Origin of the sequence: Streptomyces sp. NPDC002886, from assembly GCF_042888445.1 — a bacterium.
In the GTDB taxonomy this organism is placed as follows: Bacteria; Actinomycetota; Actinomycetes; order Streptomycetales; family Streptomycetaceae; genus Streptomyces.
The window spans coordinates 607,755-630,828 of the sequence record NZ_JBIAPV010000001.1 but is presented as its reverse complement, the minus strand read 5'-3'; the positions used below and the strand labels follow the sequence as shown (position 1 = coordinate 630,828).

The following is a 23,074-nucleotide window of genomic DNA, read 5'->3' as shown; positions in this document are numbered from 1 at the left end:
ACGCCCTGTCGGAGCGCCGAAGATCACCGCATGAGCGGCAGATTGCGCGAGATCGCGCGGGAGAACGCGGACATCGTGGCGGCCGGCGGCTACCGGACGCGGTCGGGACGGCAGGTCTCTCTCGCCGCCGCCGTGGCGGAGGCCAAGGCAGGAACCAGGATATATGGCCCAAACCCGGTCATTCCAGGTGAGCCGGACGCGCGGGACACCCGTCGGACCGTCGTCGAGGTCACTGGGGAGAGCAGCACGGTCGCCGCCCGAAGGCTCGCCGGGGAACTCTCGGGACCCGGTTCCGTGGCCGTCCTGAACTTCGCTTCGGCCCGGAATCCCGGGGGCGGCTACGTCCGCGGGGCCAAGGCCCAGGAGGAGGCCCTCTGCCGCGCCTCGGCGCTGTACGAGACCCTGCTGGAGGCCCCGGAGTACTACGAGATCCACCGCGCCGAGGTCAGCACCTTCTACACCGACCGGGTGATTCACTCGCCCGGGGTCCCCGTCTTCCGCGACGACCGGGGCACCCTCCTGGACACCCCCTTCCGGGTCGGGTTCCTCACCTCACCGGCCCCGAACGCGGGCACCATCCGCCGCCAGGAACCGGCCCGCGAGCCCGAGATCCCCGCCGCCCTCGCCCGCCGCGCGCGGCTGGTGCTGGGGGTGGCCGCACTGCACGGGTACCGGGGGCTGGTGCTGGGCGCCTGGGGGTGCGGGGTCTTCCAGAACGACCCCGCGCAGGTGGCGGAGGCCTTCCGCGCACTGCTGGCCGGACGGTTCGCGGGAGTCTTCGAGCGGGTGGTGTTCGGCATTCTCGACCGCGATCCGGAGACCCGGGAGACGTTCGAGCGGGTACTGGCGGAGCCGTCCACCCGGTAGTCGGCAGTCGGTAGCCGGCGGCAGGAGGCCGGCAGCAGGAGGCCGGTCAGGGACCGGCCGGGAAGTCTTCCTCGAAGTAGCTGTCGTGCCGCACGCGGAACTCCTTGAGTGCGGCACGGCCGCGCCGCGCCACCTCCGCGACCCCTTCGAAGAACTCCTCGCGCGGGGCGCCCGGGGAGAAGAGCATGAGCATCGACATGGGCTCGTCCGTCACGTTCTTGAAGCCGTGCAGGCCGCCGACCGGCACGTACAGGAAGTCACCGGCGCGGCCCGTCACCCACTTCTCGCCGTTGAAGAGCTCCAGCTCCCCGGAGAGGACGTAGAAGGACTCCGACATCGCCTTGTGGAAGTGGGTCTTGGCGCCGGCGGCCCCCGCCGCCAGGTCCACCTGGTACAGGCCGTACTCGCCGCCGGTCGACCCGTGGGTGGCGAGGTAGCGGTAGGCGTCACCGCCGGGCGAGACCAGGTCCGGCGGGGTGTCGGCGGAACGGAAGGACGCGTTCACCTCACCCCTGTCTCCCCGGTAGCGGGGCTCGGGGTACTGCAGGTGGTGCGGGTGAGACATCGCGCGCTCCTGTCGTTCGGGTCCGGCCTCCGGGCCGTCCGGGTTCCGCCCGGACGGTTGTCCGACGCCGCGGGGCGGTTGTTCAGGCGTCCAGGAGGTCGGAAGGGCCGGTCTCGAAGAGGGTGGCGTTCGCCTTGGAGCCCGACTGCCGGAGGGCCTTGAGTTCCTGGTAGTCGGGGGCGTCGTACCAGCCGCGGGCGGCGGCCAGGTCGGGGAACTCGATGAGGACGGGGTAGGTCAGCATCGGTTCCCCCTCCACCGGGTCGAGCCGCCCCCCGACGGCGAGGTAGCGGCCGCCGTGGCGCTCCACCACCGCGCGCACGCGCTGGGCGTACTCGGCGAGCTTGGCCGGGTCGGTGACCTCTATGTTGTCGAACAGCGCGTACGCGGTCATGGGAATCTCCTCGCGACTGTGGCAACATCGTCCCGATCGGGACAGTCCCGAATTTACTATCGATCAGGACAGTCCCGCAAGGGATATATGTGGACACCAACGGCAACGGCACGTCAACGGCACGTCAACGGCAAGGTGGTGAAGGCGATGGACGAAACGGCGAAGGGTTCGACCGCTGACGCGAGGGAGGACCTCTTCGGCGACCCCCGCTGGGAGACCTACGGGATGCTGCGCGAGGCGTACCTGGCCGTGACCGGACGCATCGACGCGGAGGTCAGCCCGGGCGGCGACCTCGAAGCCTCGATCTCGGACCTGCTGTTCCGCCTCGCACGCACCCCCGGGCACGCTCTGCGCACCGTCGACATCACGCGGGCGCTCGCGACCAGCACGACGCGCACCACGCGGCTGCTGGACGCGGCGGAGAAGCGCGGACTGGTGACGCGCGGGGCCCACCCGACGGACCGGCGCGTCACGCTCGTCGCGCCGACGGAAGAAGGCCTCAAGGAGGCGCGCGAGCGCGGGAGATTGGGGTTGGCGTCGACCCAACGTCACCTGCACGACGTGCTGACGGCCGAAGAGATCTCCGCGATGATCCCGATCCTGAGGAAGATCCGCGACGCCAACCAATGACGGGCGAAAGCCGAAGCGAAAGCACAGAACGGGCTCCCGAGCATGTCCTTCTTCATCCCCGACTTCGATGACTCCGTCGTCGTACGCGCAGCCGACGCCGAGCTCATCGGAGACGGCACCCCGGTCCAGAACCACCTGTTGGTGGACAGCGCCCAGGTGGGTGGTGCGCTCTCCACGATGCGCGTGACCCTGGCCAAGGGCGCGAACGGTGCCCGCCCGCACCATCACGGCAGGTCCGCGGAAATGTTCTACGTCCTCGACGGCACCGCACAACTGCTCGCCGGCGAGCAGGTCGTGACGGCCGAGCGCGGCGACGTCGTCGTGGTACCGCCCGGTCAGCAGCACGCCTTCGCCGCGGCTCCGGGCGAGATCGCCGACATGCTGGTCATCATCACGCCGGGCGTCGAGCGCTTCGAGTACTTCCGGCACCTGGAGCGGATCCGGTACGGAAAGGTCCCGCCCGAGAGCCTTCTGGAGGTACAGGAGCTGTACGACTCCTACTTCGGCACCAGCGCGGTGTGGGAGTCCTCGCGCAACGGATGACGGCGAGGGGCCCGGGCGGCCACGCCAGGGCCCCGGCGGCCGGCGCCGGCCGCCGGTCCCGACAGCCTGCTAGCGCCAGCCGTACAGCTCGCGCAGCCGGTCCACGACGAGCCGGAACCGCCCCAGGTCCAGCGCGCACGCCTCGCGCCGCATGCCGTCCTCGTGCACGCGCAGCACCCGGTCCACGTCCACCCAGGACTCCCGGCCCGCGCTGTCCCACGGTCCGGTCCCGATGGGGACCCACTCCCGGTCGTGATCGTGCCGCTTGCTGGACAGCTGCACGGCCAGGAGCGTCCCGCTCTCCTCGCGGGCCACGACCAGCACCGGCCGGTCCTTTCCGCGCCCGTCGTTCTCCTCGAACGGAACCCAGGTCCACACGATCTCACCGGGATCGGGATCCCCGTCGCGATCGGGGGCGTACGAGGTCTGCACCGGCCCGATGGCATGCGGATCGGCCTCGGCGGTCGCGGTGACCCCGTCACGACCGGGCTGCTCGACGTGACCATTGCTGTGGTGTGAAAGTGCCGTCATTCGGGCGAGGTTACCGGGTGGCGGGGTGCGCGGAGGGTGCGTGCGCCGGTGGGTCGGTGGGCGCTTCGGGTCGCCGGGTGTATTCCACCCGGCCCGGCGGTTACGGGCCGTCCGCGGTGGGGACGGGTGCCATCTGCCAGCCCTGCTCCACGGACCGGCGGCACCTGTCGGCGGTATCGCCGGAGCCCGTGAACAGTGCGGTCAGCATGGGCACGCCCTGGGCGAGGACTTGACGCGGCAGTGGGCCCGTCGCGACCAGGGACGCGAGTCCGTGGCCGATCACCCAGCTGTGCGTCGCCAGGGTCAGGGGGTCGGTGTCTTCGTGAAAGCGGCCGGCGGACTTGGCCCGTTCGACGGCGCTGACCAGGCGGTGCAGGGTCTCGTCCGCGGCCTTGGCGTCTTCGAGTGCGAAGCCGGCGTCGAACATGATCCGGTAGAGATCGGGGGCGGCGAGGGCGTGGCGCACGTAGGCGGCTCCGAGGGCGGCCAGGTCTCGTACCGGATCCGCGGACGGCTCCACCGTGTCGAGCACGGCGGCCAGGCCTTTGAAGCCTTCCTGGCGCATGGCCGTCCACAGGCCGTCCATGCCTCCGAAGTAGGTGTAGACGGCCATCGTCGATACGCCGGTTCCGGCCACGACGGAACGGAGCGTGACCGGCTCCCGGGTGCGCAGCATCATGGCGGCTCGTTCGATCAGGAGGGAACGGATCGCCGGGTCTTTGGTTCGCGCCATGCCCCGACAATACATAGCAGCGCTATGGTTTGCGGAGGGCGCCGGACCGCGCGCCCCGACGACAAGGAGCTGTTATGACCGTGAAGCTCGTCAATCCCAACGGGTTGCCGAAACCGGACGTCTACCGTCAGCTCTCGATCGCCACCGGGTCGAAGCTGGTGTTCCTCGCAGGTCAGGTGGCGCGCGATGCCGAAGGGCGTCCTGTCGGCGAGGGGGACCTCGCCGCTCAGGTCGAGCAGTGCTATCTCAACATCGGCACCGCCCTGGGCGAGATCGGCGGATCCTTCGACGATGTGGCCAAGTTGACCGTCTACGTCGTCGACTGGAGCCCCGAGAAGATGCCGCTGCTGGGGGAGGGCGTGGCCCGGGCGGCGGCCAAGCTCGGTGTCGACCCCGTCAAGCCGATCACGCTGCTGGGCGTCGCGGCGCTGGGGGAACCCGATCTCCTCGTCGAGGTCGAAGCCACGGCCGTGCTCGACTGACGAGGTGACGGCCTTCCGGCTCGTGGTGGGGCGAACCGGAATGCCCACCACCCCGCCCTCTCGGCACGGCTGAACGGGGAGCTCTGCCGGGAGGACGGGGTGATGGAATCCCAGGTGGTGGGGGCCGGTCCCTAGATCCAGCCCTCCAGCGAAGTCATGAAGCCGTCGAAGTCGTCGCGGTGGATGGTGTGGCCGGCGCCGGTCACCGAGCGGACCTCGAAGCCGCGCTCCTTGAGGAGCGTCGCGCGCTCCGGTGAGATCAGGAAGCTCGGGTCCGCCAGCTGCACGAGCGACGGGACCACCGGCGCGGCCGGCAGCAGGTCCGTGCCCGTCAGCGGAGCCAGGCTGAGGGCGGTCGCCTCGTCCCAGAGGGCGAGGGTGGCCAGTTCGACGTCCACGTCGGCCTCCTCCCAGCGCGGGTTCATCGCCTGGATCCGCTCCTTGGGCGCGGACTTGAACTGGGCGAACATCTCCGGCCCGAAGCCCTCGCCGAGCTCCGCCAAGTGCCAGGCGGGGTCCGAGAACACGGCACGCTTCGGCTTCAGGCGGTCGACGGCCTTCGCGAGGGTCAGGCCGCCGAGGGAGTGGCCGATGGCGAGTTCGGCGCCGACCGGCAGGGTTTCGGCCACGTCGTCGGCGAAGGCCTCCGGGCTGTACTCGCCCCGGCCGCTGGCGCCGTGGCCGCGCAGGTCCACGGCGATGACGCGGTAGCCGCGTTCGGCGAGGGCGGGGCCGACCCGGCGCCAGGTCCGGTGGTCGGCCATGATCCCGTGGATCAGGAGGGCGACGCGGTCGCCTTCGCCCCAGGTGTGGGTGTGGAGCTGCACGGTGGTGCCTTTCGTCGTCAGGGGTGATGCGTCGTGGGGCATCGATGAATCGGTGAGTGGAACGGGGCGGGGGCGGGACCTCGGTCCGGCGGCTCGCCGGCCCGGCATGCCACCGAGCCGCCAGGCAGGGGGCCCGTCCCTCAGCGGACGCTGCGGATCGGCTTGACCGCCAGGGCGCCGGCCACCGCCAGGGCGGCGGCCGCGATGAACAGGGCCGTGTAGCCGCCGCTCACGGACACGATGACCGAGGCGATGAAGGGGGCGATGATCTGCGGGCCCGCGTTGGCGATGTTGAGTACGCCCATGTCGCGGGCGGCGTCCTCGGCCTTGGGGAGCACCATCGTCACCAGGGCGGTGTCCACGGCCATGTAGGAGCCGAAGGCGAGGCCGTTGATCACGGCGAAGGCCAGCATGGCCGTCCAACTGGTCGACAGGGCCGGGATCACCAGGGCGATGGCGGACAGCAGGGCGGAGGCGCCGACGAAGAGCTTGCGGCGGTCGTACTTGTCCGAGAGCCATCCGCCGAGGACGGTGGAGACGACCATCGCCACGCTGGTCAGCGGCATCATGATGGCGACCGCGGCCTCCGGCTTCATGCCCTCGGGCAGCACGGTGTGGTCCTGGAGGATGTACAGCTGGTAGCCGCTCACCGCGAAGTAGCCGAGGACCAGCAGGGCCCGCCCGATGAACGCCCAGCGGAAGTCGTGGTCCTTCAGGGCGCTCGCGAAGGCGGCGAGCTGCTCCTTGACCGGCATGGAGGGCTTGGCCGGGCGCCGCTCCTCGCGGGTGCAGACGGTGAACAGGACGGCGGCGCCGGCGACGAGCGCGCCGAAGATCAGGTACCCGGTGCGGTAGTCGTCCGAGAACGCCGCGCCGATCAGGGCGCCGACGGTCGAACCCAGCGGCAGGCCGAGGCCGACGGCGGCGGAGGCCTTGCCGCGGGCGCTCATCGGCACCCGGTCGGGAACCACGGAGGTGATGGCGGCCTGGTAGATGTTCATCACGGCCTGGCCGAGGCACCAGGCGATGGTGATGAGCAGGATCGTGTCCGCGAGGCCGAGCAGGAACATCGCCGGTATCGCGGCGAGCCCGCCGCCCAGGATCCAGGGGTTGCGCCGTCCGCTGCGGTCGGACAGGGCGCCCGCGACCGGGTTGAAGACCGTCGCGAAGATCGCCGAGACCCCCGCGATCAGGCCGAAGTTGGAGACCTTGTTCGCCGCGTCGATGTCTTCGACCTGGAGGGCGAGGAGTACGCCGGCGACGCCGATGTAGAGGGCGTACATGGCTCCGTTGCCGACGAGCAGCAAGGGGAGCAGGCCGCGCCGGGTGGCGGGGGCTTCGGTGGTGGCGGCGGCGGTGCCGGTGCCGGGGGAGGAAAGGGCCACGGTGCCCTCCTGGGCAGTTTGGGAAGGAACGAGGGGTATGGAGGGGCTACTTGGGGGTACGGAGGGGCGCTGAGGGGTGTGGGGACGAGCCGGGGAACAACGGGGACCAGCGTGGGAAGGAGTGCGCGCCGCCCTGTCGCGACGGCGGGGGTGCGACGGAACACGGCAGGGCGGCGGCACGGCTGGGCACGCCACCGGCACGTGGGGAAACACCCGGAGACACCCTTTGGTGAAGCTCGGGTGACGCCCTGGTTACACGTGTCAGTGAATCGTGTAACCACTGTGTAGCATTGGTTTCCGGCCATCCGCTAGCCCCTGGGCACAAACGGTCTGGAAAGATGCCACGGCAATGTCTCAGTCACCGAAGCCCCCCACACCGCCGTCGCAGCCCCAGCCGGCCGTGCCGACCAGCGCCGACGTCGCCCGTCTCGCCGGCGTGTCGCGCGCGACGGTCTCGTACGTCCTGAACAACGCGGAGGCCGTACGCATCAGCGAGCCGACCCGCCGCAAAGTGCGCGAGGCCGCCGAAGAGCTCGGCTACGTCCCCCACGCGGCCGCCCGCAGTCTGCGCGCCGGACACACCCGCATCGTGCTGCTGCCCACGTCCCACGTGCCGATCGGCCCGCTGTACAGCACCTTCCTCAACGAGTTGCAGTGGGCCCTGCGCGCCCTGGACTACACGGTGGTCCAGTACGGCAGCCTCGGCCTCACCGGTGACGAGGCCGCGCGGGCCTGGGCCGAACTCCGGCCGGTCGCGGTGCTCTCCCTCGGCGAGATCACCCTGTCCGCGCACAACGTGGCCACGCTCAAGCGGGCCGGGGCGCGCGCGGTGCTGACGATGGGGCCCGAAGCCGTGTCCGGGGCGCACGCGCTGGTCATGGACCAGGCGGAGGTCGGCGCCCGGGCGGCGGAGCACCTGGTGGAGCGGGGCCGGCCACGGATCGGCGTGGTCGTTCCGAAGGAGGAAGGGCTCGAGCTGTTCTCCACGCCCCGGCTCCAGGGCGCGCGGTCCGTGGCGGGGGCGGAGATCGTCGCCCTGCGGATGGCCTACTCGGAGGAGTCGGCCGCGGAGCTCGCCGGGCAGTGGGAGTCGCTCGGTCTGCAGGCGGCGTTCGCGTACAACGACGAGTACGCGATGCTGCTGATGCGCGCGTTCCAGGACGCGGGGCTGCGGGTGCCGCAGGACGTGGCCGTCATGGGCGCCGACGATCTGATGATCGGGCGGTTGCTGCGGCCGAGGCTCAGCACGGTGCAGATGGAGATGCCGACGGGGGAGCGGCTGGCGGCGCTGGTGGACGAGGCGGTGCGGGACCCCGCGGCGGTCGTGCTCAGGCACGACCTGATGGCGGCGGTGGCGGTGCCGCGGGACTCGACCTGAGCCGGTCGATCCGCGGCAGGTGCAGGTCGGGGCCCCGTCGGGGACCCGTCGGGGCCTGGAGAGCGTTGACAGCGGGGCCGGGGGGACGGAGACTTCGGGCGCGCCCCACCGGGCGCGGGCGGAGCGTGCGCCGGGCCGGACAGTGGCGTCGGTGTGCCGCGCCGCCTCCCGTTCGCTCCGGAGGGACTCCATGAGCATCCGTACCGTCCGCGACGTCTACGTCGTCGACGCCGTCCGCACCCCGATCGGGAAGTTCGGCGGCGCCCTGGCCGGGATCCGCCCCGACGACCTGGCCGCCCACGTGGTGCGCGCGCTCGTGGACCGTACGCCCGCACTGGACCCGGCCCGCATCGACGACGTCGTCTTCGGGGACGCCAACGGCGCGGGCGAGGACAACCGCGACGTGGCCCGCATGGCGGTGCTGCTCGCCGGACTCCCCGTGACCGTGCCCGGGGTGACCGTCAACCGGCTCTGCGGCTCCGGGCTCGAAGCCGTCGTCCAGGCGGCCCGCGCCATCGCGCTCGGGGACGCCTCCGTCGCCATCGCCGGGGGTGTCGAGTCCATGAGCCGGGCCCCCTGGGTGGTGCAGAAGCCGGAGCGCGCCTTCCCCGCGGGGCACCAGCAGATGTGGTCCACCACGCTCGGCTGGCGGATGACCAACCCCCGGATGCCCGCGGAGTGGGCCGGTTCCCTCGGTGAGGGCGCCGAGCTCGTCGCCGACAAGCACGGCATCACCCGTGAGGCGCAGGACGCCTTCGCGCTGGAGAGCCACCGCAAGGCGGCCGCCGCCTGGGCGGCCGGGCAGTACGGCGCCGAGGTGGTTCCGTACGCGGGTGTGGACCTGCTGCGCGACGAGTGCATCCGCGAGGGTTCCGGCCCGGAGGCGCTCGCCCGGCTGAAGCCCGCCTTCCGCAGCGACGGCACCGGCACGGTCACGGCGGGCAACGCCTCGCCGCTCAACGACGGGGCCGCCGCACTGCTGTTGACGGACGAGGAGGGGCTCGCCGCCACCGGGCGGGAGCCGTTGGCCCGGATCAGCGCGTCGGCCGTCACCGGGATCGAACCCCAGCTCTTCGGCCTCGGTCCGGTGGACGCCGTCGAGCGCGCGCTCGCCAAGGCGGGCCGCGGGCTGGCGGATCTCACCGCCTTCGAGCTCAACGAGGCCTTCGCCGCGCAGGCGTTGGGATGCCTGGCGGCCTGGCCCGAGCTGGATCCGGCCGTGGTCAACCCGCGCGGCGGGGCCATCGCGATCGGACACCCGCTCGGCGCTTCCGGCGCCCGGCTGGCCGGTTCGGTGGCGCACCAGCTCGCGGCGGCCGGATCCGGTACCGGGATCGCGGCCCTCTGCATCGGTGTGGGGCAGGGCATCGCGCTCGTCCTGGAGCGCTGACGCGACTTCGGCCGGTCGATCGTTTCCGGTCATAGTCGGGTGTCAACTGCCCGGTAAACGAAGCGAATTGGTGCCTCCGGTGCGGTGGAGTGGCACGATGGCGCGTGCTGCCGCCCCCCGCGCCACGCTCCCCCGCATCCGGAGGCCCCCGCGCCATGCCGCTCCTCGATCCGACCCTCTGGCAGGACGGACCCACCCTCACCGGGGGTACCGCCCCGGTCCTCGAACCCGCCACCGGCCAGACCCTCGCGACCGTCGACCTGGCCGCTCCGGCCGATGTGGCGGAGGTCGCCGTACGGGCCCACGCGGCCCAGCGGGACTGGGCGCGGGCCACCCACCTGGAGCGGGCCGCCGTGCTGCGCCGGGCCGGGGACCTGTTCACCGCCCACGCCGACGAGCTGCGGGAGTGGCTGGTGCGGGAGTCCGGGTCCATCCCCGGCAAGGCCGCCTTCGAACTGCACGTCGCCGCGCAGGAGTGCTACGAGGCCGCGGCCCTGGCCTCGCGTCCGGCCGGTCAGGTGCTGCCCAGCGAGGCGCCGCGGCTGTCCTTCACCCGCCGCGAACCGGTCGGTGTCGTAGGGGTGGTGGCTCCCTTCAACGCACCGCTGATCCTCTCGATCCGCTCGGTCGCCCCCGCGCTCGCCCTCGGCAACGCGGTGCTCCTCAAGCCGGACCGCCGTACCGCGGTCAGTGGCGGGCTCGCCCTCGCCGCCGTCTTCGCGGCGGCCGGCCTGCCGGGCGGACTGCTGCACGTGCTCCCCGGCGGCGCGGAAACGGGCGCGGCCGTGGTCACCGATCCGCTGGTCAGGGTGGTGTCGTTCACCGGCTCCACCGCGAGCGGCCGGATCGTCGGAGAGCTGGCGGGACGGCACCTCAAGCGCGCGCACCTGGAGTTGGGCGGGAACTCGGCGCTCGTCGTGCTCCGTGACGCCGACGTCGCGGCGGCCGTCGCGCAGGCCTCCTGGGGCTCCTTCTTCCACCAGGGCCAGATCTGCATGACGGCCGGCCGGCACCTCGTGCACGCCTCGCTCTACGACGAGTACGTCGAGCGGCTCGCCGCGCGCGCGGAGGAGCTCGCGGTCGGGGACCCGTACCGGGAGCAGGTGCACCTGGGTCCGCTCATCGACCGCTCCCAGCTGGACCGGGTCCACGGTCTGGTGGAAGCCAGCGCCGCACAGGGCGCCAAACTCGTCACCGGCGGCGCCTACCAAAACCTCTTCTACCGGCCGACGGTGCTGGCGGGCGCCGGAGACGACAGCCCCGCCTACGCGGAGGAGGTCTTCGGGCCGGTGGCGCCCGTACGGTCCTTCGCGACGGAGGACGAGGCCGTGGAGCTGGCCTCCGCCGGCCCCTACGGGCTCTCCCTCGGGATCGTGACCGGCGACGCGGCGCGCGGGCTGGACCTGGCGGGGCGGATCCCGGTCGGGATCGCGCACGTCAACGACCAGACGGTCAACGACGAGGCCGTGGCCCCCTTCGGCGGTGTCGGCGCGTCCGGCACCGGCGCGCGCTTCGGCGGCGAGGCGAACCTCGACGCCTTCACCGAGCTGCGCTGGACCACGCTCCGCGCCACCCCGGGCGGGCATCCGTTCTAGGTCGTCCCCGTCGGCCCGGGCCGTCACCCCGGAGGCCTCGCCCGCGTCCTGGGCCATGACCAGGGGGGCGTGCCGGCTCATGAGGCACGCCTCCCGTCCGTCGGGGGCCCCTCGGAGCCGTCCCTTTCCTGTGACCAGCCCGCCCGGGTCGCTTCGGCGACGAGGGCGCGCAGGTCCGTACCGTCGTGTCCGCGGTCAGGAATGCTTCGAGCCGGCCGTTCGTTCAGGGAAAACAAGCAGCACAGCACTCTGGAGGTCTGGAATACCGTGGCTACTGTCGAACTCACCAAGGAGAACTTCGACCGGACGGTGAGCGAGAACGCGTTCGTCCTGATCGACTTCTGGGCGGGCTGGTGCCGCCCCTGCCTGCAGTTCGCCCCGGTCTACGAGAAGGCCGCCGAGGCCAATCCCGACCTGCTCTTCGCCAAGGTGGACACCGAGGCGCAGCAGGAGCTCGCCGCCGCCTTCCAGATCAGCTCCATCCCGACCCTGATGATCGTCCGGGACCAGGTCGCGATCTTCTCGCAGCCCGGCGCGCTGCCCGAGGCGGCGCTGACGGACCTCATCACCCAGGCCCGGGCCCTGGACATGGACGAGGTGCGGACGAAGATCGCCGCCGAGCAGGCGGGCGCGGCCGGCGCCACGGCCGAGGAGCCCGGCACGCCGGACGCCTGATCCCCGGGAGCCGGACGCCGGATCCGCGCGTGTCGGATGGCTGATCCGCGCGCGCCGGACGCCCGATCCGCGCGTGCCGGGCCTCCGATCCCGGCACGCCGGACGGCCCAGTACGTGACGGGCTCCCGCCGTGCGGTGAGACTGGTCCGATGAGCGAAGCGGTGGAGTACGACGTAGTGGTCCTCGGCGGGGGGCCGGCCGGCGAGAACGTGGTCGACCGGACCCGTGCCGCGGGGCTGAGCACGGCGCTGGTCGAGAGCGAGCTGGTGGGCGGAGAGTGCTCGTACTGGGCCTGCATCCCCAGCAAGGCGCTGCTCCGCCCGGCGCTGGCCCGGGCGGATGCGCGGCGGGTGCCGGGTCTGGCGGGCGCCGTGGCCGGTCCGCTGGACGCGGAAGCGGTCTTCGCGCACCGCGACTACTGGACCGGGAGCTGGAAGGACGACGGCCAGATCGACTGGCTGGAGTCGGTCGGCGCCCACGTGTACCGGGGCCACGGCCGGCTGTACGGAGTCCGCAAGGTCGCCGTCACCAGCCCGGAGGGGGAGCACCACGTGCTCTCCGCGCGGCACGCGGTCGTCGTCGCGACCGGTACCCGGGCCGTGATCCCGGAGCTGCCGGGCCTCGAGGACGCCCGGCCGTGGACCAGCCGCGAGGCCACGTCGGCGCAGGCGGCGCCGGGCCGGCTGCTGATCGTCGGCGGGTCGGTGGTGGCCGCGGAGATGGCCACGGCCTGGCAGGCGCTCGGCTCCGAGGTGACCCTGCTCGTACGCGGCTCCGGGCTGCTGCCGCGCATGGAGCCCTTCGCCGGGGAACTGGTCGCCGAGGCGCTGCGCGAGGCGGGCGCGGTGGTCCGTACGGGCGTGGCCGTCGAGTCCGTCGTACGGGACGGCTCGACCGGGCCCGTCACCGTGGTGCTCGAAGGCGGCGAGACGCTGGAGGGCGACGAGCTGCTGATGGCGACGGGGCGCGCCCCGCGCACCGAGGACATCGGTCTCGACACCGTCGGGCTCACCCCGGGCGAGTGGATCGCGGTCGACGACAGCTGCCGGGTCCCGGGGATCGACTGGCTGTACGCGGTCGGCGACGTCAACCACCGGGCGCTGCTCACCCATCAGGGCAAGTACCAGGCCCGGATCGCGGGCTCCGTCATCGCCGCCCGCGCGGCGGGCAACGCGGCACTGGACACCGGCCGTTGGGGAGCGCACGTGGCGACGGCCGATACGCAGGCCCTCCCGCAGGCCGTGTTCACCGATCCGGAAGCCGCATCGGTGGGCCTGACCCTCGCGGAGGCGGAGCGCGCCGGCCACCGGGTCCGGGCCGTGGACCACGACCTCGGCAAGGTCTCCGGCGCGGGCCTGTACGCCGACGGCTACCGGGGCCGGGCCCGCATGGTGGTGGACCTGGACCGCGAGATCCTGCTCGGCGTCACCTTCGTCGGCCCGGGCGCGGCCGAACTCCTGCACGCGGCGACGATCGCGGTCGCGGGCGAGGTCCCCATCGAGCGCCTGTGGCACGCGGTCCCGGCCTTCCCGACGATCAGCGAGATCTGGCTGCGGCTGCTGGAGGGGTACAGGGGGTAGGTACCGCCGCTGAGGCCGGAGGTCGGCCGCGCCCTGCCCCTGGTCGCACTCGGTCATTTGCGCACATGTTCCGGTCAACAGGCGTGGTGACGTGTGGGGGCGTGATCGGATATCGGTTTCGGTGGAGTTCGGCGAGTGCGAGGCACGACATGACGACAACGACCGAGGAACCCTTCCGAGCCCTTCTCGAAGCGGCACCGGACGCGATGGTGATCGTGGACGACGCGGGTGTGATCCGGCTGGTGAACGCCCAGACGGAGGCACTGTTCGGTTACCCCCGTCAGGAGCTGCTCGGCCGGCCCATCGACGTCCTGGTACCCGAGCGTTTCCGGGGGCTCCACCCGCACCACCGGCTCGGGTACGCGGCCAGCCGTCAGGTCCGGCCCATGGGGGCGGGCCTGGAGCTGTTCGGGTTGTGCCGGGACGGGCGCGAGTTTCCCGTCGAGATCAGCCTCAGCCCCTTGCAGACCGCCGACGGCCTGCTCATCTCCGCGGCCGTACGCGATGTGAGCGAACGAAAGGCCGCCGAGGCACTGTTCCGGGCACTCCTGGAAGCCGCCCCCGACGCGATGGTCATCGTCGACGACCGCGGCACCATCCAACTCGTCAACGCCCAGACGGAAGCGCTCTTCGGTCACACTCGGGCGGATCTGCTGGGCCGACCCGTCGAGATCCTCGTCCCGGAGAGGTTCCGCGGTCATCATTCCCACTTCCGGCAGGGCTACTTCGTCGACCGCCGGGTCAGACCCATGGGCGCCGGGCTGGAACTGCACGGCCTGTGCCGGGACGGGCGCGAGTTCCCCGTCGAGATCAGCCTCAGCCCCCTGGAAACCCCGGACGGAACTCTCGTGTCGGCGGCCATCCGGGACGTGAGCGACCGCAAGGCCGCCGAGGACAAGCTCGCCGAACTCTACGAGCAGCAGCGCCACGTCGCCCTCACCTTGCAGCGCAGCCTCATGGGATCACCGGCGGCGGTCCCGGGGGTGCCGACGGCGAGCCGGTACTTTCCGGCGCGCCAAGGCGCGGGAGTGGGCGGCGACTGGTTCGACCTGATCCCCCTGGGCGGCGGCCGGGTCGGAGTCATGATCGGCGACGTCATGGGCCGCGGGCTGGAGGCCGCCGCCGTCATGGGTCAGCTCCGCTCGGCCTCACACGCGCTGGCCAAGACCGGCATGCCGCCCTGGCAGCTGATGCGCGCCCTCGACGCCGTGGTCAGCGAACTCCCGGATCAGTTCGTCACCTGCTGCTACCTGGTCGTCGACGCGGACGCGGCAGAACTGACGGTCTGCTCGGCCGGGCACCTCCCCTTGCTCCTCGCTGCTCCCGACGGCCGGGTGAGTCGACTCGATGTCGATGTCAGCGTGCCGCTCGGTGTCGGCGAGGTACCACACCACGAGAGCCGCCACACGGTGGAACCCGGCTCGGTCCTCGCCCTCTACACCGACGGACTGGTCGAAACCCCGGGCAGCGACATCGAGGAACAAGTCGACCGCCTGTCCTTGGCACTGGCCAAGACCTGCGCCAAGGTCGAAGGTCTGGAAGTGATGGCCGACTGGCTCCTCGGCGAGATGCTTCCCGACGCCGACGCCGACCACTACGCGGACGACGTCACCTTGCTCCTCGTCCACCTCCCCGATTCGCCTGTGACCTCGCAGAGCGTGGTGCTGCCCGCCCAGCCCAGCAGCGTCGGCGCGGGCCGCCGCTTCCTGCGTTCCACCCTCGGGGTATGGGGGAGGGGCGACGACCAGCTGTGTGAGACCGCGTGCTTGCTCGCGTCGGAACTCCTCTCCAACGCGGTGAACCACAGCTGCGGCCCGGTCCGGCTTCGCGTCCGCCAGGCGACGCGCGAACTCAGCGTCGAAGTGTGCGACGGAAGCCCCGTACTCCCGCAGGCCCGGTTCGCCTCGCACGACGCCGAATCCGGACGGGGACTGCTGTTGGTCGACTCCCTCGCCGAGGCCTGGGGCACCTTGCCCACGGCCGAGGGCAAAGCCGTCTGGTTCTCCCTTCCCCTGCCCGCATCGGAGAGAGGCACGGAGGAGCCTTCCACGCTTCACCACGCGGATGGAATCGCACGCACGACCCAGAGGTGACGGTCGCTCGTTCGGCCGATCATGGCCCTTGCGCGCTGCCAGACTCCGGGGAGGGAACGCGCTGGTGGGGACTTGGGCAAGGCGGAGTGGGCGTGAAAGAGCGGGGAACGGCTGGTCGTGCCGCGTCGGATAGGGCGGGGCCGCGGCACGTGGCTTGTGTGATGGACGGCAACGGGCGCTGGGCGCAGCGGCGTTCGCTTCCTCGTACAGCGGGTCACCGGGCGGCGGAGGCCGCGGTCATCGACGTCATCGAGGCGGCCCGGGCCGCGGGCGTGGAGTGGCTCAGCCTGTACGCGTTCTCCACCGAGAACTGGAACCGTCCCGGCACCGAGGTCGAATTCCTGATGCGTCTGGTGCGGCGAGTCGTGCGCAAGCACGCGCCGCTGCTGCTCGCTCGCGGTATCCGCTGCCGCTTCCTCGGGGTCGGCGACCCGCGGATCCCCCGTGAACTGGCCCAGGACTTCGAGGACGTGGCGGTACTGACCGCCGAGAACCGGGGGATGACGCTGACCGTCGCCTTCGACCACGGGGGGCGCCGGGACATCGTCGAGGCCGCGAGGTCGCTGATCCTCAGCGGGACGCCCGCCGAGGAGGTGACCGAGCGGCTCTTCGCGGACCACTTGCCCTTCCCCGACACCCCTGACGTGGATCTGGTCATCCGCACCTCCGGTGAGCAGCGCATCTCCAACTTCATGCTCTGGCAGGTCGCCTACGCCGAGTGGGTCTTCCCCGAGGCGCTCTGGCCGGACTTCCGGGCCCCCGACTTCCTGGCCTGCCTGCACACCTACCGGCGCCGCGACCGCCGCTTCGGCGGCGTGCCCGCCCGAACGAACGGAGCCCCATCATGACCACCGACACCACGGGAACGGCCGACGAGGCAACCCTGTTCGGGCCGGATTCGCATCTCAGCGGCTTCTTCGACGACCCGCGCTGGGCCTTAGCCATCATCCGCGCCACCGTCCTGGAGGCCGCTCACCCGCAGGTCGGTGCCGCCCTCGCCGACAACTCCACCTTCGTCACCCACCCATGGCGCCGACTGCGCAACACCTTCCTCAGCATGCGGCGCATGTTCGCCCCCGACCCGGCGGAACGCGAACGGGAAGCCGCCCGGCTCAACCGGCTGCACGCCCGCATGAGCGAATCCGACTCGCGTGGCCGTGCCTACGACGCGATGGACCGCGCGACCCGTGCCTGGGTGGTCGCCACCCTCTTCGAGAGCGCCGTCACCATGTGCCGGCTGAGCGGCCAGCCGCTCGACCAGGACACGATGGAGCGGATGTACGCCGAGTACCGTGCGTACCTCGCCGCCCTCGACGGCGACGCCGCGGAACTCCCCGAGGACCTGAACGACTTCTGGCGGTACTTCGACCGCGTCGTCGAGAACGAGCTGGAGAACACCGAGGCGGTCCGCGTCATCCTCTACCGGCTCTTCGACCACCTTCCCGCTCCCGCGCTGCTCGACGGCGCGCCGACGCTGTGGGCGGCCGGCCGGGCCGTGGTCGGTCCGCTGCTGGGCGCGATCACCGTCGCCTCGCTCCCCGAGTCCTACCGGCGCCGGGCCGGCCTGCCCGAGATGCCGGGGGCCGCGACCCTCATGCAGGGCGCCTACCTCACCGCCGGGCTCACCCGCTTCCTGCCCGCGAGCTGGATCAACGCCGAGAGCATCATCGAAGCCCTCTCGCTCTCGCCCGACAGCGACGACCCGCGCGCCCGCACCGTAGCCGCCCTGCGGGCCCGCATGAAGCGGGCATCGGCCCTGCTCCGCCTCCTCACCCCGCTCACCGGCGAAGCCGACTTCGAACCGGCACCGTCGAGGGGAACGGAGGAGAGCCGACGCCCGGCGGAGGAGTTCTTCCGCCGGGTGCTGGACCAGACGGGCGACGGCCACCTCGACTGGCCCGACCTCGCCGCCATGGCACGCGAACTCTCCACCCGGCTCGATCTGGACGAACCCGAGGAGACCCGGCTCTACGATGCCTTCGCCGCCTGGTGGCGCGAACTCCAGGCCGCCCTCGACACGGACGGCGACGGCCGCGTCAGCGCCGAGGAGTACGCCACGGGCGTCCCCTCACTCGCGGGACCCGCGCTCATCCGCGTCGCCGAGGTCCTCTTCGACGCCACCGACAAGGACGCCAGCGGGAGCATCGACGCCGATGAGTACCGAACCCTCTTCCGCACCGCCTTCCACCGCGACCTCACCACCGCTGACGGCGTGTACGGCAAAAGCGCTTTCGTCGGCGACTTCCTCTCCTTCATGGCCGGCCGCCGCACGGGTACGCCGTACGACCCGATCCTCGCCGACGCCTGACGAACACGCGCCGGGCACACGACCGGTCCGGGGCGGGGGAGGCCCGCATGCCCGCCGCCTCGCGGCTACGCGAGCACCTCGCGGATGGTCAGCGCCCGGGGCGGCCGGCCGTCGGCGAGGGTCAGGAGCAGGCGCCGGGTGGCGAGCGAGAGGCGGGCGAGGGCGAGCTCGGCGGGGCTCTCGGCGGAGTGGATCAGGAGCCTGATCAGCGGAGCGCCCGGGGTACCGGTGGTGGCCGGAACCCCGGCCAGGAGGTCGTGGGAGGGACGGGTCTGCAGCAGCGAGGCGGCGGCGGTGAGGGTCGTGGACTCGATGGCGCGGCGGGCCTCCCGTGGGCCGGCGGCCCCCGCGTCCACGGCGGTGAGGTGCAAGGCCATGCCGAGCAGCGCGAGCACTCCCGCTTCACCGGTCGCCGGGTTGATCTTCCAGACCCCGAACCTCCTCAGGCGCTCGTCCCGCCGTCCGGGAATCCGGTCGTGTGCGCCGATCAGGGCGGCGGCGATGGCGGTGGCCACCTGCCACGAGGTCGACAACTCCGATGACGGGTCCATACGGTGATGGTGCCTCCCTCCGGCGCGGGTGTGGAGGGAGGCGGTCACCGCATTCCTACCGGCGACCCGTGGATCAGCGCAGTCCGGCGAAGAGGTCGGTCTCGGGTACGGCGGCGCCGGTGGCGTCCTTGACGCGCACGAAGGTCTCCACGCCCATCAGCTCACCGAACTTCTCCTTGCCCATCTTGAGGAAGAAGATGTTCTCGCCCTGGCTGGCGTGCGCCGCCAGCGAGTCGAACTTCTGGCCGCTGAACGGGGTGGTGTCCACCCAGGTGGTGATCTCGTCGTCCGGGAGGCCGATCTCGGCCAGCGCGGCGGTCTCGGCGGGATCCGGCTCCGGCATGTCCTCCGCGAACTCGCGCATGATCTCCCCGAAGCGCCGGATCGCCGACTTGGGCATCGTCGTCCAGTACACCTTCGGTGTCAGGTCGGTCATCTCCAGTGCCGCCATCGTGATGCGGTGGGCCTGAATGTGGTCGGGGTGGCCGTAGAAGCCGTTCTCGTCGTAGGTGACGACCACGTCGGGCCGGTAGTGCCGCATGAGCTCCGCGAGCCGGGTGGCGCCCTCCTCGACGGGGGTCTGCCAGAAGGCTCCGGGGGCCTCGTTGCTCGGCCAGCCCATCATCCCGGAGTCGGCGTAGTCCAGGGTTTCCAGATCACTGATCTTCAGCACGCCACAGCTCTCCTGGAGCTCCTTGCGGCGCATCGAGGCCACGGCCGCGGGGTCGTGCCCGGGGGTGCCCGGCTTGGAACCCCCCGGTCCGTCACCACAACGGCCGTCGGTACAGGTCACGAGAACCGTGCGGATGCCTTCCGCCGCGTACTGCGCGAGGACCCCTCCGGTACTGGTGGCCTCGTCGTCGGGGTGGGCGTGTACAGCCATGAGCGTCAAGGGCCGGTCAGTCATGGAAAGCAGTCCTCCTGCGGGAATACGGTGTGGCCTGAGCGTGCGCGACGGTGTCGGCCCCTCTGTCGGTGCAACCGTCCCGGCGGGGTCGATTGTTCCCGGATCACCGTCACCACGGCCGTCGGAGGCGCTGCCTCGAGGGCCGGCGCTACTCGAACGCGGCGGCCGCCTCTCGCAGGGCACGGGCCACGAGCGCCGGGTCGTAGGGCGCCTGGACGCCGGGAGCGTAGGTCACCGAGCGCAGGCGGCCCGTGTAGCGGAAGCTGCGGTGGCGCTCGTAGACCGGCCAGGAGACGGGGGACTTGCGGTCCACTCCGACGCTGATGCCCTGCAGCGGAGCCATGCCGATGAGCTGGTGCACGCTGTTCGACCGGCCCGTCTCCACGCCGTCGATCAGGATGCGGAACGTCCAGCGCAGACCCTCCACCGCCTCCGCCGAGAGCGTGAGCGTCCGCCGGCCCGCGGGCAGCGGGCCGGCGTCGGTCTCGTGCAGCTGTCCGTACTCGTTGTACGCGAACCGCAGCCGGCCGCCCTCCACGTACAGGCTGTAGCCGCCGCCCTGGTCCCCGTGGGACACGAGCACGCCCTGGTCGGATGCGGAGTGATCGTCGAGGGCGACGGTGACGTCGAAGGAGCGGAAGGCGATGAGCCGGGACGAGCGGTAGCGCTCCAGCTCGGGCGTGCCGGCCAGCAGGGTGACGGGGCGGTGGAACCGCTCCTCGGCGGGGTTGCGCCGGGCGAGCGCGCCGCTACCGTCGGCGAGCGGGAACACGCCGTTGCGCCAGGCGGCGGCCTCCCACGCCGCCGCGAGCTCCTTCACCACGTCCGGGTGGTCCCGGGAGACGTCCGCGGTCTCGGTCGGGTCGGTGCGCAGGTCGTACAGCGCCCATTCGCCGTCGTCGTACGGTGCGCCGGGACGGTGGAGGGTGACCAGCTTCCAGCCGTCCCGGTAGTAGCTGCGGTTGCCGGACATCTCGCAGTACTGCTCGGTGTGGGCGCTGGGCGTCCGCCCGTCGCCGAGGACGGCGGCGAAGCTGACACCGTCGAGTTCCTGGACCGGCCGCGAACGCCACGACTCCGGCCGTCGTACGCCCGCCAGGTCGAGCAGGGTGGGGGTGATGTCGGTGACGTACTGGTACTGCTGCCGGACCCCGTCGTCGTCTTCGGCGCGGCGCAGGCCCTCGGGCCAGGAGAGGACGAACGGCACGCGCACTCCGCCCGCGTGGGTCTGCCCCTTGTAGAGCCGGAAGGGAGTGTTGGAGGCCATGCCCCAGCCGCGCGGGTAGTGCACCAGGCTCTGCGGACCGCCGATGAGGTCGGTGTCCCGGTCCACGTCCGCGTTCCAGTCGTCCGGCACGGGGCCGTGGACGAAGCGGCTGAAGTAGCTGCGCGTGCCCTCGGCGCCGCCTTCGCCGGTGCCGCCGTTGTCGGAGGTGAAGACGATGATGGTGTGGTCGAGTTCGCCGAGTGCGCGCAGGGTGTCGGTGAGCCGTCCGAGGTTCTGGTCGATGTTGTCGACCATCGCCGCGTACACCTCCATGTAGCGGGCGTAGCGGCGCTGTTGCGCGTCGGTCAGCGCGTCCCATGGGCCTACGTCGAAGCCCGCCTCGGAGTTGCGGTCCGGCAGGGTGGTGCCCTCGGGGAAGAGGCCCTCGGCGATCTGCCGGGCGAACCGGGTCTCGCGCAGCTCGTCCCAGCCGTCGTCGTAGAGCCCGCGCTTGCGTGCGATGTCGCCGGGCTTGGCCTGGAGGGGGCCGTGGACGGCGTTGTGCGCCACGTAGAGGAAGAACGGCTTGTCGGGGTCGTGCGCGCGGAGCGATTTCACCATCGAGATGGCCTGATCGGTGATGTCGTCGGTGTAGTAGTAGTCGTCGGGCAGTTCGTCGATGTCCAGCGGGCTGTTGTCGCGGACCAGCTGGTGTGGGTGGAAGAGGCTGGTCAGGCCCTCCAGCACGCCGTAGTACCGGTCGAAGCCCTTCTGCAGCGGCCAGTTGCGCCGGTCGTCCGCGGCGTTGGACGCCGAGTCGCGGGTCAGGTGCCACTTCCCGACGGCGTACGTGGCGTAGCCCGCGTCGTGCAGGACTTCGGCCAGGGTCGGGACGTCCTCACCGACCTCCATGCCGTAGCCGGGGAACCCCGGGTCGAAGTTGGCGACCGTCGAGTATCCGACGCGGTGCGGGTTGAGGCCCGTGAGCAGCGCCGCGCGTGCGGGTGAACACAGGGGCATGGTGTGGTAGTTCGCCAATCGGACGCCGCCCTCGGCCAGTTCGTCGAGCACGGGGGTGGGGACCTCCGAGCCGAAGGGGCCGATGTCGCTGTAGCCCATGTCGTCGACGAGGACCACGACGACGTTCGGGGCACGGCCGCCGGGCCGGCGGGGCGGCTTCCAGGAAGGCACGGACTCGGCGAAAGTGCGGCCGACCCGTCCGGCGAAACCGGCGTAAGGATCGCGGCGGTTGGGGGTGACGGGGGTGTCGGGGGCGCCGGGGGCGCTCGGGCTGCTCACGTGCGGAGCTCCTTCGGAGGAGGGGCGATGCCGGTGCGCGGGCGATGCCGGCGGGCGGGCGATGCCGATGCGTCGGCGCCGGCTGTCGGGGTGCGCGCGGGCGCCACGGGGCCCGGCAAGGGCGTCGTCACACCCGGAGGCCCCGCCGGACGGAAGGACGGACGCGCGGGCAGCCGGGTGGGCCGGGGCGGAGCGGGTGGGCCGGGGTCAGGCTGACGGGGAGATCAGCGGGGACAGCCCGGCGACGGCACGGCACAGATCCCGCCGGCCTGTCGACAAAGGTCGACGTGCCTGCGGGAAACGAGCCGTGCGGTCGGGGTCATGCGCGCAGATTGCCAGACACCCGATGCATGGTCAACCACCCCTGTGCGTAGTGGATCGGTGCTGTTCAGCGGGGTCGGGCATCCGCCGCACCCCGCCATGCGGCCGCCATGTTGTGGCAACACCGGGAGGCGAGAATCGGGCCCGGGGCCAGGGGCCCGCACCCCCGTCACCCCGCCCCTTCCACCCTGGAGCATTCCGTGACGCTGCTGACGACCTGGCCGGAGAGCGGCCCCGAGACCGTCGTACGCCGTACCGCCGAGCCCGCCGAGATCGCCGCCGCACTGGCGCCGCTCGGAGTCCGCTACGAACAGTGGCCGGTACGCGAGGACCTCGCGGCCGACGCCGACGGCGACGCCGTCTTCGCGGCCTACCGGGCGGAGATAGCCCGGCTGACCGAGGAGGAGGGGTTCGCCACCGTCGACGTGGTCGCCCTGCACCCCGATGACGACGACCCCGGCTTCGCCGAGAAGGCGAGGGCCGCACGCGGGAAGTTCCTCGAGGAGCACACGCACGATGACGACGACGAGGTGCGCTTCTTCGTCGCGGGTTCCGGCATCTTCTACCTGCACGTGGCGGGCGAGGTCCACGCGGTGCTGTGTGAGCGGGGGGACCTCCTCGGTGTGCCGAAGGGGACCACGCACTGGTTCGACATGGGCACCCGGCCGGCCTTCACCGCGATCCGCTTCTTCCACGAGGAGGACGGCTGGATCGGCACCTTCACCGGCAGCGGAATCGCGCACCGCTTCCCCGATTTCGACACGATCACGGGGCAGGACGCCGCGTGAGCCGGGCCGACGACGTCATCGGGGC

Annotated in this window: 23 protein-coding genes; 13 read left to right on the top strand and 10 right to left on the bottom strand. The window is 71.9% G+C overall.

Annotation, left to right across the window (positions count from 1 at the left end; translation table 11 throughout):
* Positions 1 to 30 precede the first annotated feature (30 nt).
* Complete coding sequence (locus ACFYYB_RS02825) at positions 31 to 867, top strand: TIGR02452 family protein (protein WP_389432856.1); 837 nt, start codon at positions 31 to 33, stop codon at positions 865 to 867.
* 46 nt (positions 868 to 913) lie between these two features.
* Here ACFYYB_RS02825 and ACFYYB_RS02820 read toward each other — a convergent pair whose 3' ends face one another.
* A complete protein-coding gene (locus ACFYYB_RS02820) occupies positions 914 to 1,432 on the bottom strand; it encodes a cupin domain-containing protein (RefSeq protein WP_389432855.1) in 519 nt (172 codons plus the stop codon).
* Between the two features lie 82 nt (positions 1,433 to 1,514).
* Complete coding sequence (locus tag ACFYYB_RS02815; RefSeq protein ID WP_327303047.1) at positions 1,515 to 1,826, bottom strand: DUF1330 domain-containing protein; 312 nt, start codon at positions 1,824 to 1,826, stop codon at positions 1,515 to 1,517.
* 147 nt (positions 1,827 to 1,973) lie between these two features.
* Between ACFYYB_RS02815 and ACFYYB_RS02810 the strand changes: the two genes are divergently transcribed.
* Together ACFYYB_RS02810 and ACFYYB_RS02805 are read left to right on the top strand one after the other, a co-directional pair.
* Complete coding sequence (locus ACFYYB_RS02810) at positions 1,974 to 2,456, top strand: MarR family winged helix-turn-helix transcriptional regulator (RefSeq protein WP_389432854.1); 483 nt, start codon at positions 1,974 to 1,976, stop codon at positions 2,454 to 2,456.
* 42 nt (positions 2,457 to 2,498) lie between these two features.
* Complete coding sequence (locus ACFYYB_RS02805; RefSeq protein ID WP_389432853.1) at positions 2,499 to 2,999, top strand: cupin domain-containing protein; 501 nt, start codon at positions 2,499 to 2,501, stop codon at positions 2,997 to 2,999.
* A gap of 69 nt (positions 3,000 to 3,068) precedes the next feature.
* On the opposite strand, the gene ACFYYB_RS02800 is transcribed toward ACFYYB_RS02805, so the two are convergent.
* Positions 3,069 to 3,530, bottom strand: coding sequence for a type II toxin-antitoxin system PemK/MazF family toxin (locus tag ACFYYB_RS02800; RefSeq protein ID WP_389432852.1), 462 nt, complete (start codon positions 3,528 to 3,530; stop codon positions 3,069 to 3,071).
* A 100-nt stretch (positions 3,531 to 3,630) separates the two neighbouring features.
* Positions 3,631 to 4,263, bottom strand: a complete 633-nt coding sequence (locus ACFYYB_RS02795) for a TetR/AcrR family transcriptional regulator (RefSeq protein ID WP_389432851.1) — start codon at positions 4,261 to 4,263, stop codon at positions 3,631 to 3,633.
* A gap of 74 nt (positions 4,264 to 4,337) precedes the next feature.
* Between ACFYYB_RS02795 and ACFYYB_RS02790 the strand changes: the two genes are divergently transcribed.
* A complete protein-coding gene (locus ACFYYB_RS02790) occupies positions 4,338 to 4,745 on the top strand; it encodes a RidA family protein (RefSeq protein WP_389432850.1) in 408 nt (135 codons plus the stop codon).
* Positions 4,746 to 4,876: 131 nt separating this feature from the next.
* Here ACFYYB_RS02790 and ACFYYB_RS02785 read toward each other — a convergent pair whose 3' ends face one another.
* On the bottom strand, positions 4,877 to 5,572 hold the full coding sequence (locus tag ACFYYB_RS02785) for an alpha/beta fold hydrolase (RefSeq protein WP_389433449.1): 696 nt from the start codon (positions 5,570 to 5,572) through the stop codon (positions 4,877 to 4,879).
* Between the two features lie 140 nt (positions 5,573 to 5,712).
* Positions 5,713 to 6,957 carry an MFS transporter gene (locus tag ACFYYB_RS02780; RefSeq protein WP_389432849.1) on the bottom strand — a complete coding sequence of 415 codons (1,245 nt, stop codon included), beginning with the start codon at positions 6,955 to 6,957 and terminating at the stop codon, positions 5,713 to 5,715.
* Positions 6,958 to 7,306: 349 nt separating this feature from the next.
* Between ACFYYB_RS02780 and ACFYYB_RS02775 the strand changes: the two genes are divergently transcribed.
* The 8 genes from ACFYYB_RS02775 to ACFYYB_RS02740 all read left to right on the top strand — a co-directional run bounded on the left by ACFYYB_RS02775 (position 7,307) and on the right by ACFYYB_RS02740 (position 17,976).
* The gene (locus ACFYYB_RS02775) at positions 7,307 to 8,335 is read left to right on the top strand and encodes a LacI family DNA-binding transcriptional regulator (RefSeq protein WP_389432848.1); all 1,029 of its coding nucleotides are present in this window, start codon (positions 7,307 to 7,309) and stop codon (positions 8,333 to 8,335) included.
* Positions 8,336 to 8,525: 190 nt separating this feature from the next.
* Positions 8,526 to 9,725, top strand: coding sequence for a thiolase family protein (locus tag ACFYYB_RS02770; protein ID WP_389432847.1), 1,200 nt, complete (start codon positions 8,526 to 8,528; stop codon positions 9,723 to 9,725).
* A 155-nt stretch (positions 9,726 to 9,880) separates the two neighbouring features.
* Positions 9,881 to 11,320 (top strand): aldehyde dehydrogenase family protein, encoded by a 1,440-nt coding sequence (locus ACFYYB_RS02765; RefSeq protein WP_389432846.1) that lies wholly within the window; start codon positions 9,881 to 9,883, stop codon positions 11,318 to 11,320.
* A 201-nt stretch (positions 11,321 to 11,521) separates the two neighbouring features.
* Positions 11,522 to 11,995 (top strand): thioredoxin family protein, encoded by a 474-nt coding sequence (locus ACFYYB_RS02760; RefSeq protein WP_389432845.1) that lies wholly within the window; start codon positions 11,522 to 11,524, stop codon positions 11,993 to 11,995.
* 149 nt (positions 11,996 to 12,144) lie between these two features.
* The gene (locus ACFYYB_RS02755) at positions 12,145 to 13,575 is read left to right on the top strand and encodes a dihydrolipoyl dehydrogenase family protein (RefSeq protein ID WP_389432844.1); all 1,431 of its coding nucleotides are present in this window, start codon (positions 12,145 to 12,147) and stop codon (positions 13,573 to 13,575) included.
* A gap of 149 nt (positions 13,576 to 13,724) precedes the next feature.
* Positions 13,725 to 15,668, top strand: a complete 1,944-nt coding sequence (locus ACFYYB_RS02750; RefSeq protein ID WP_389432843.1) for a PAS domain S-box protein — start codon at positions 13,725 to 13,727, stop codon at positions 15,666 to 15,668.
* A 92-nt stretch (positions 15,669 to 15,760) separates the two neighbouring features.
* Entirely contained in the window at positions 15,761 to 16,516 is a 756-nt protein-coding gene (gene uppS / locus ACFYYB_RS02745; RefSeq protein ID WP_389432842.1) for a polyprenyl diphosphate synthase, read from the top strand.
* Complete coding sequence (locus tag ACFYYB_RS02740) at positions 16,513 to 17,976, top strand: oxygenase MpaB family protein (RefSeq protein ID WP_389432841.1); 1,464 nt, start codon at positions 16,513 to 16,515, stop codon at positions 17,974 to 17,976. Before uppS ends, ACFYYB_RS02740 begins: the two co-directional genes overlap by 4 nt.
* A gap of 65 nt (positions 17,977 to 18,041) precedes the next feature.
* Here the strand turns inward: ACFYYB_RS02740 and ACFYYB_RS02735 are convergent, their stop codons facing one another.
* The 4 genes from ACFYYB_RS02735 to ACFYYB_RS02720 form a co-directional block, all read right to left on the bottom strand.
* A complete protein-coding gene (locus ACFYYB_RS02735) occupies positions 18,042 to 18,527 on the bottom strand; it encodes a hypothetical protein (protein WP_389432840.1) in 486 nt (161 codons plus the stop codon).
* 73 nt (positions 18,528 to 18,600) lie between these two features.
* Complete coding sequence (locus ACFYYB_RS02730; protein WP_389432839.1) at positions 18,601 to 19,434, bottom strand: PIG-L family deacetylase; 834 nt, start codon at positions 19,432 to 19,434, stop codon at positions 18,601 to 18,603.
* A 148-nt stretch (positions 19,435 to 19,582) separates the two neighbouring features.
* Complete coding sequence (locus ACFYYB_RS02725; RefSeq protein WP_389432838.1) at positions 19,583 to 21,940, bottom strand: arylsulfatase; 2,358 nt, start codon at positions 21,938 to 21,940, stop codon at positions 19,583 to 19,585.
* Between the two features lie 224 nt (positions 21,941 to 22,164).
* Positions 22,165 to 22,263, bottom strand: coding sequence for a putative leader peptide (locus ACFYYB_RS02720; RefSeq protein ID WP_389432837.1), 99 nt, complete (start codon positions 22,261 to 22,263; stop codon positions 22,165 to 22,167).
* Positions 22,264 to 22,461: 198 nt separating this feature from the next.
* Between ACFYYB_RS02720 and ACFYYB_RS02715 the strand changes: the two genes are divergently transcribed.
* Positions 22,462 to 23,049, top strand: a complete 588-nt coding sequence (locus ACFYYB_RS02715) for an acireductone dioxygenase (protein WP_389432836.1) — start codon at positions 22,462 to 22,464, stop codon at positions 23,047 to 23,049.
* Positions 23,050 to 23,074 lie beyond the last annotated feature (25 nt).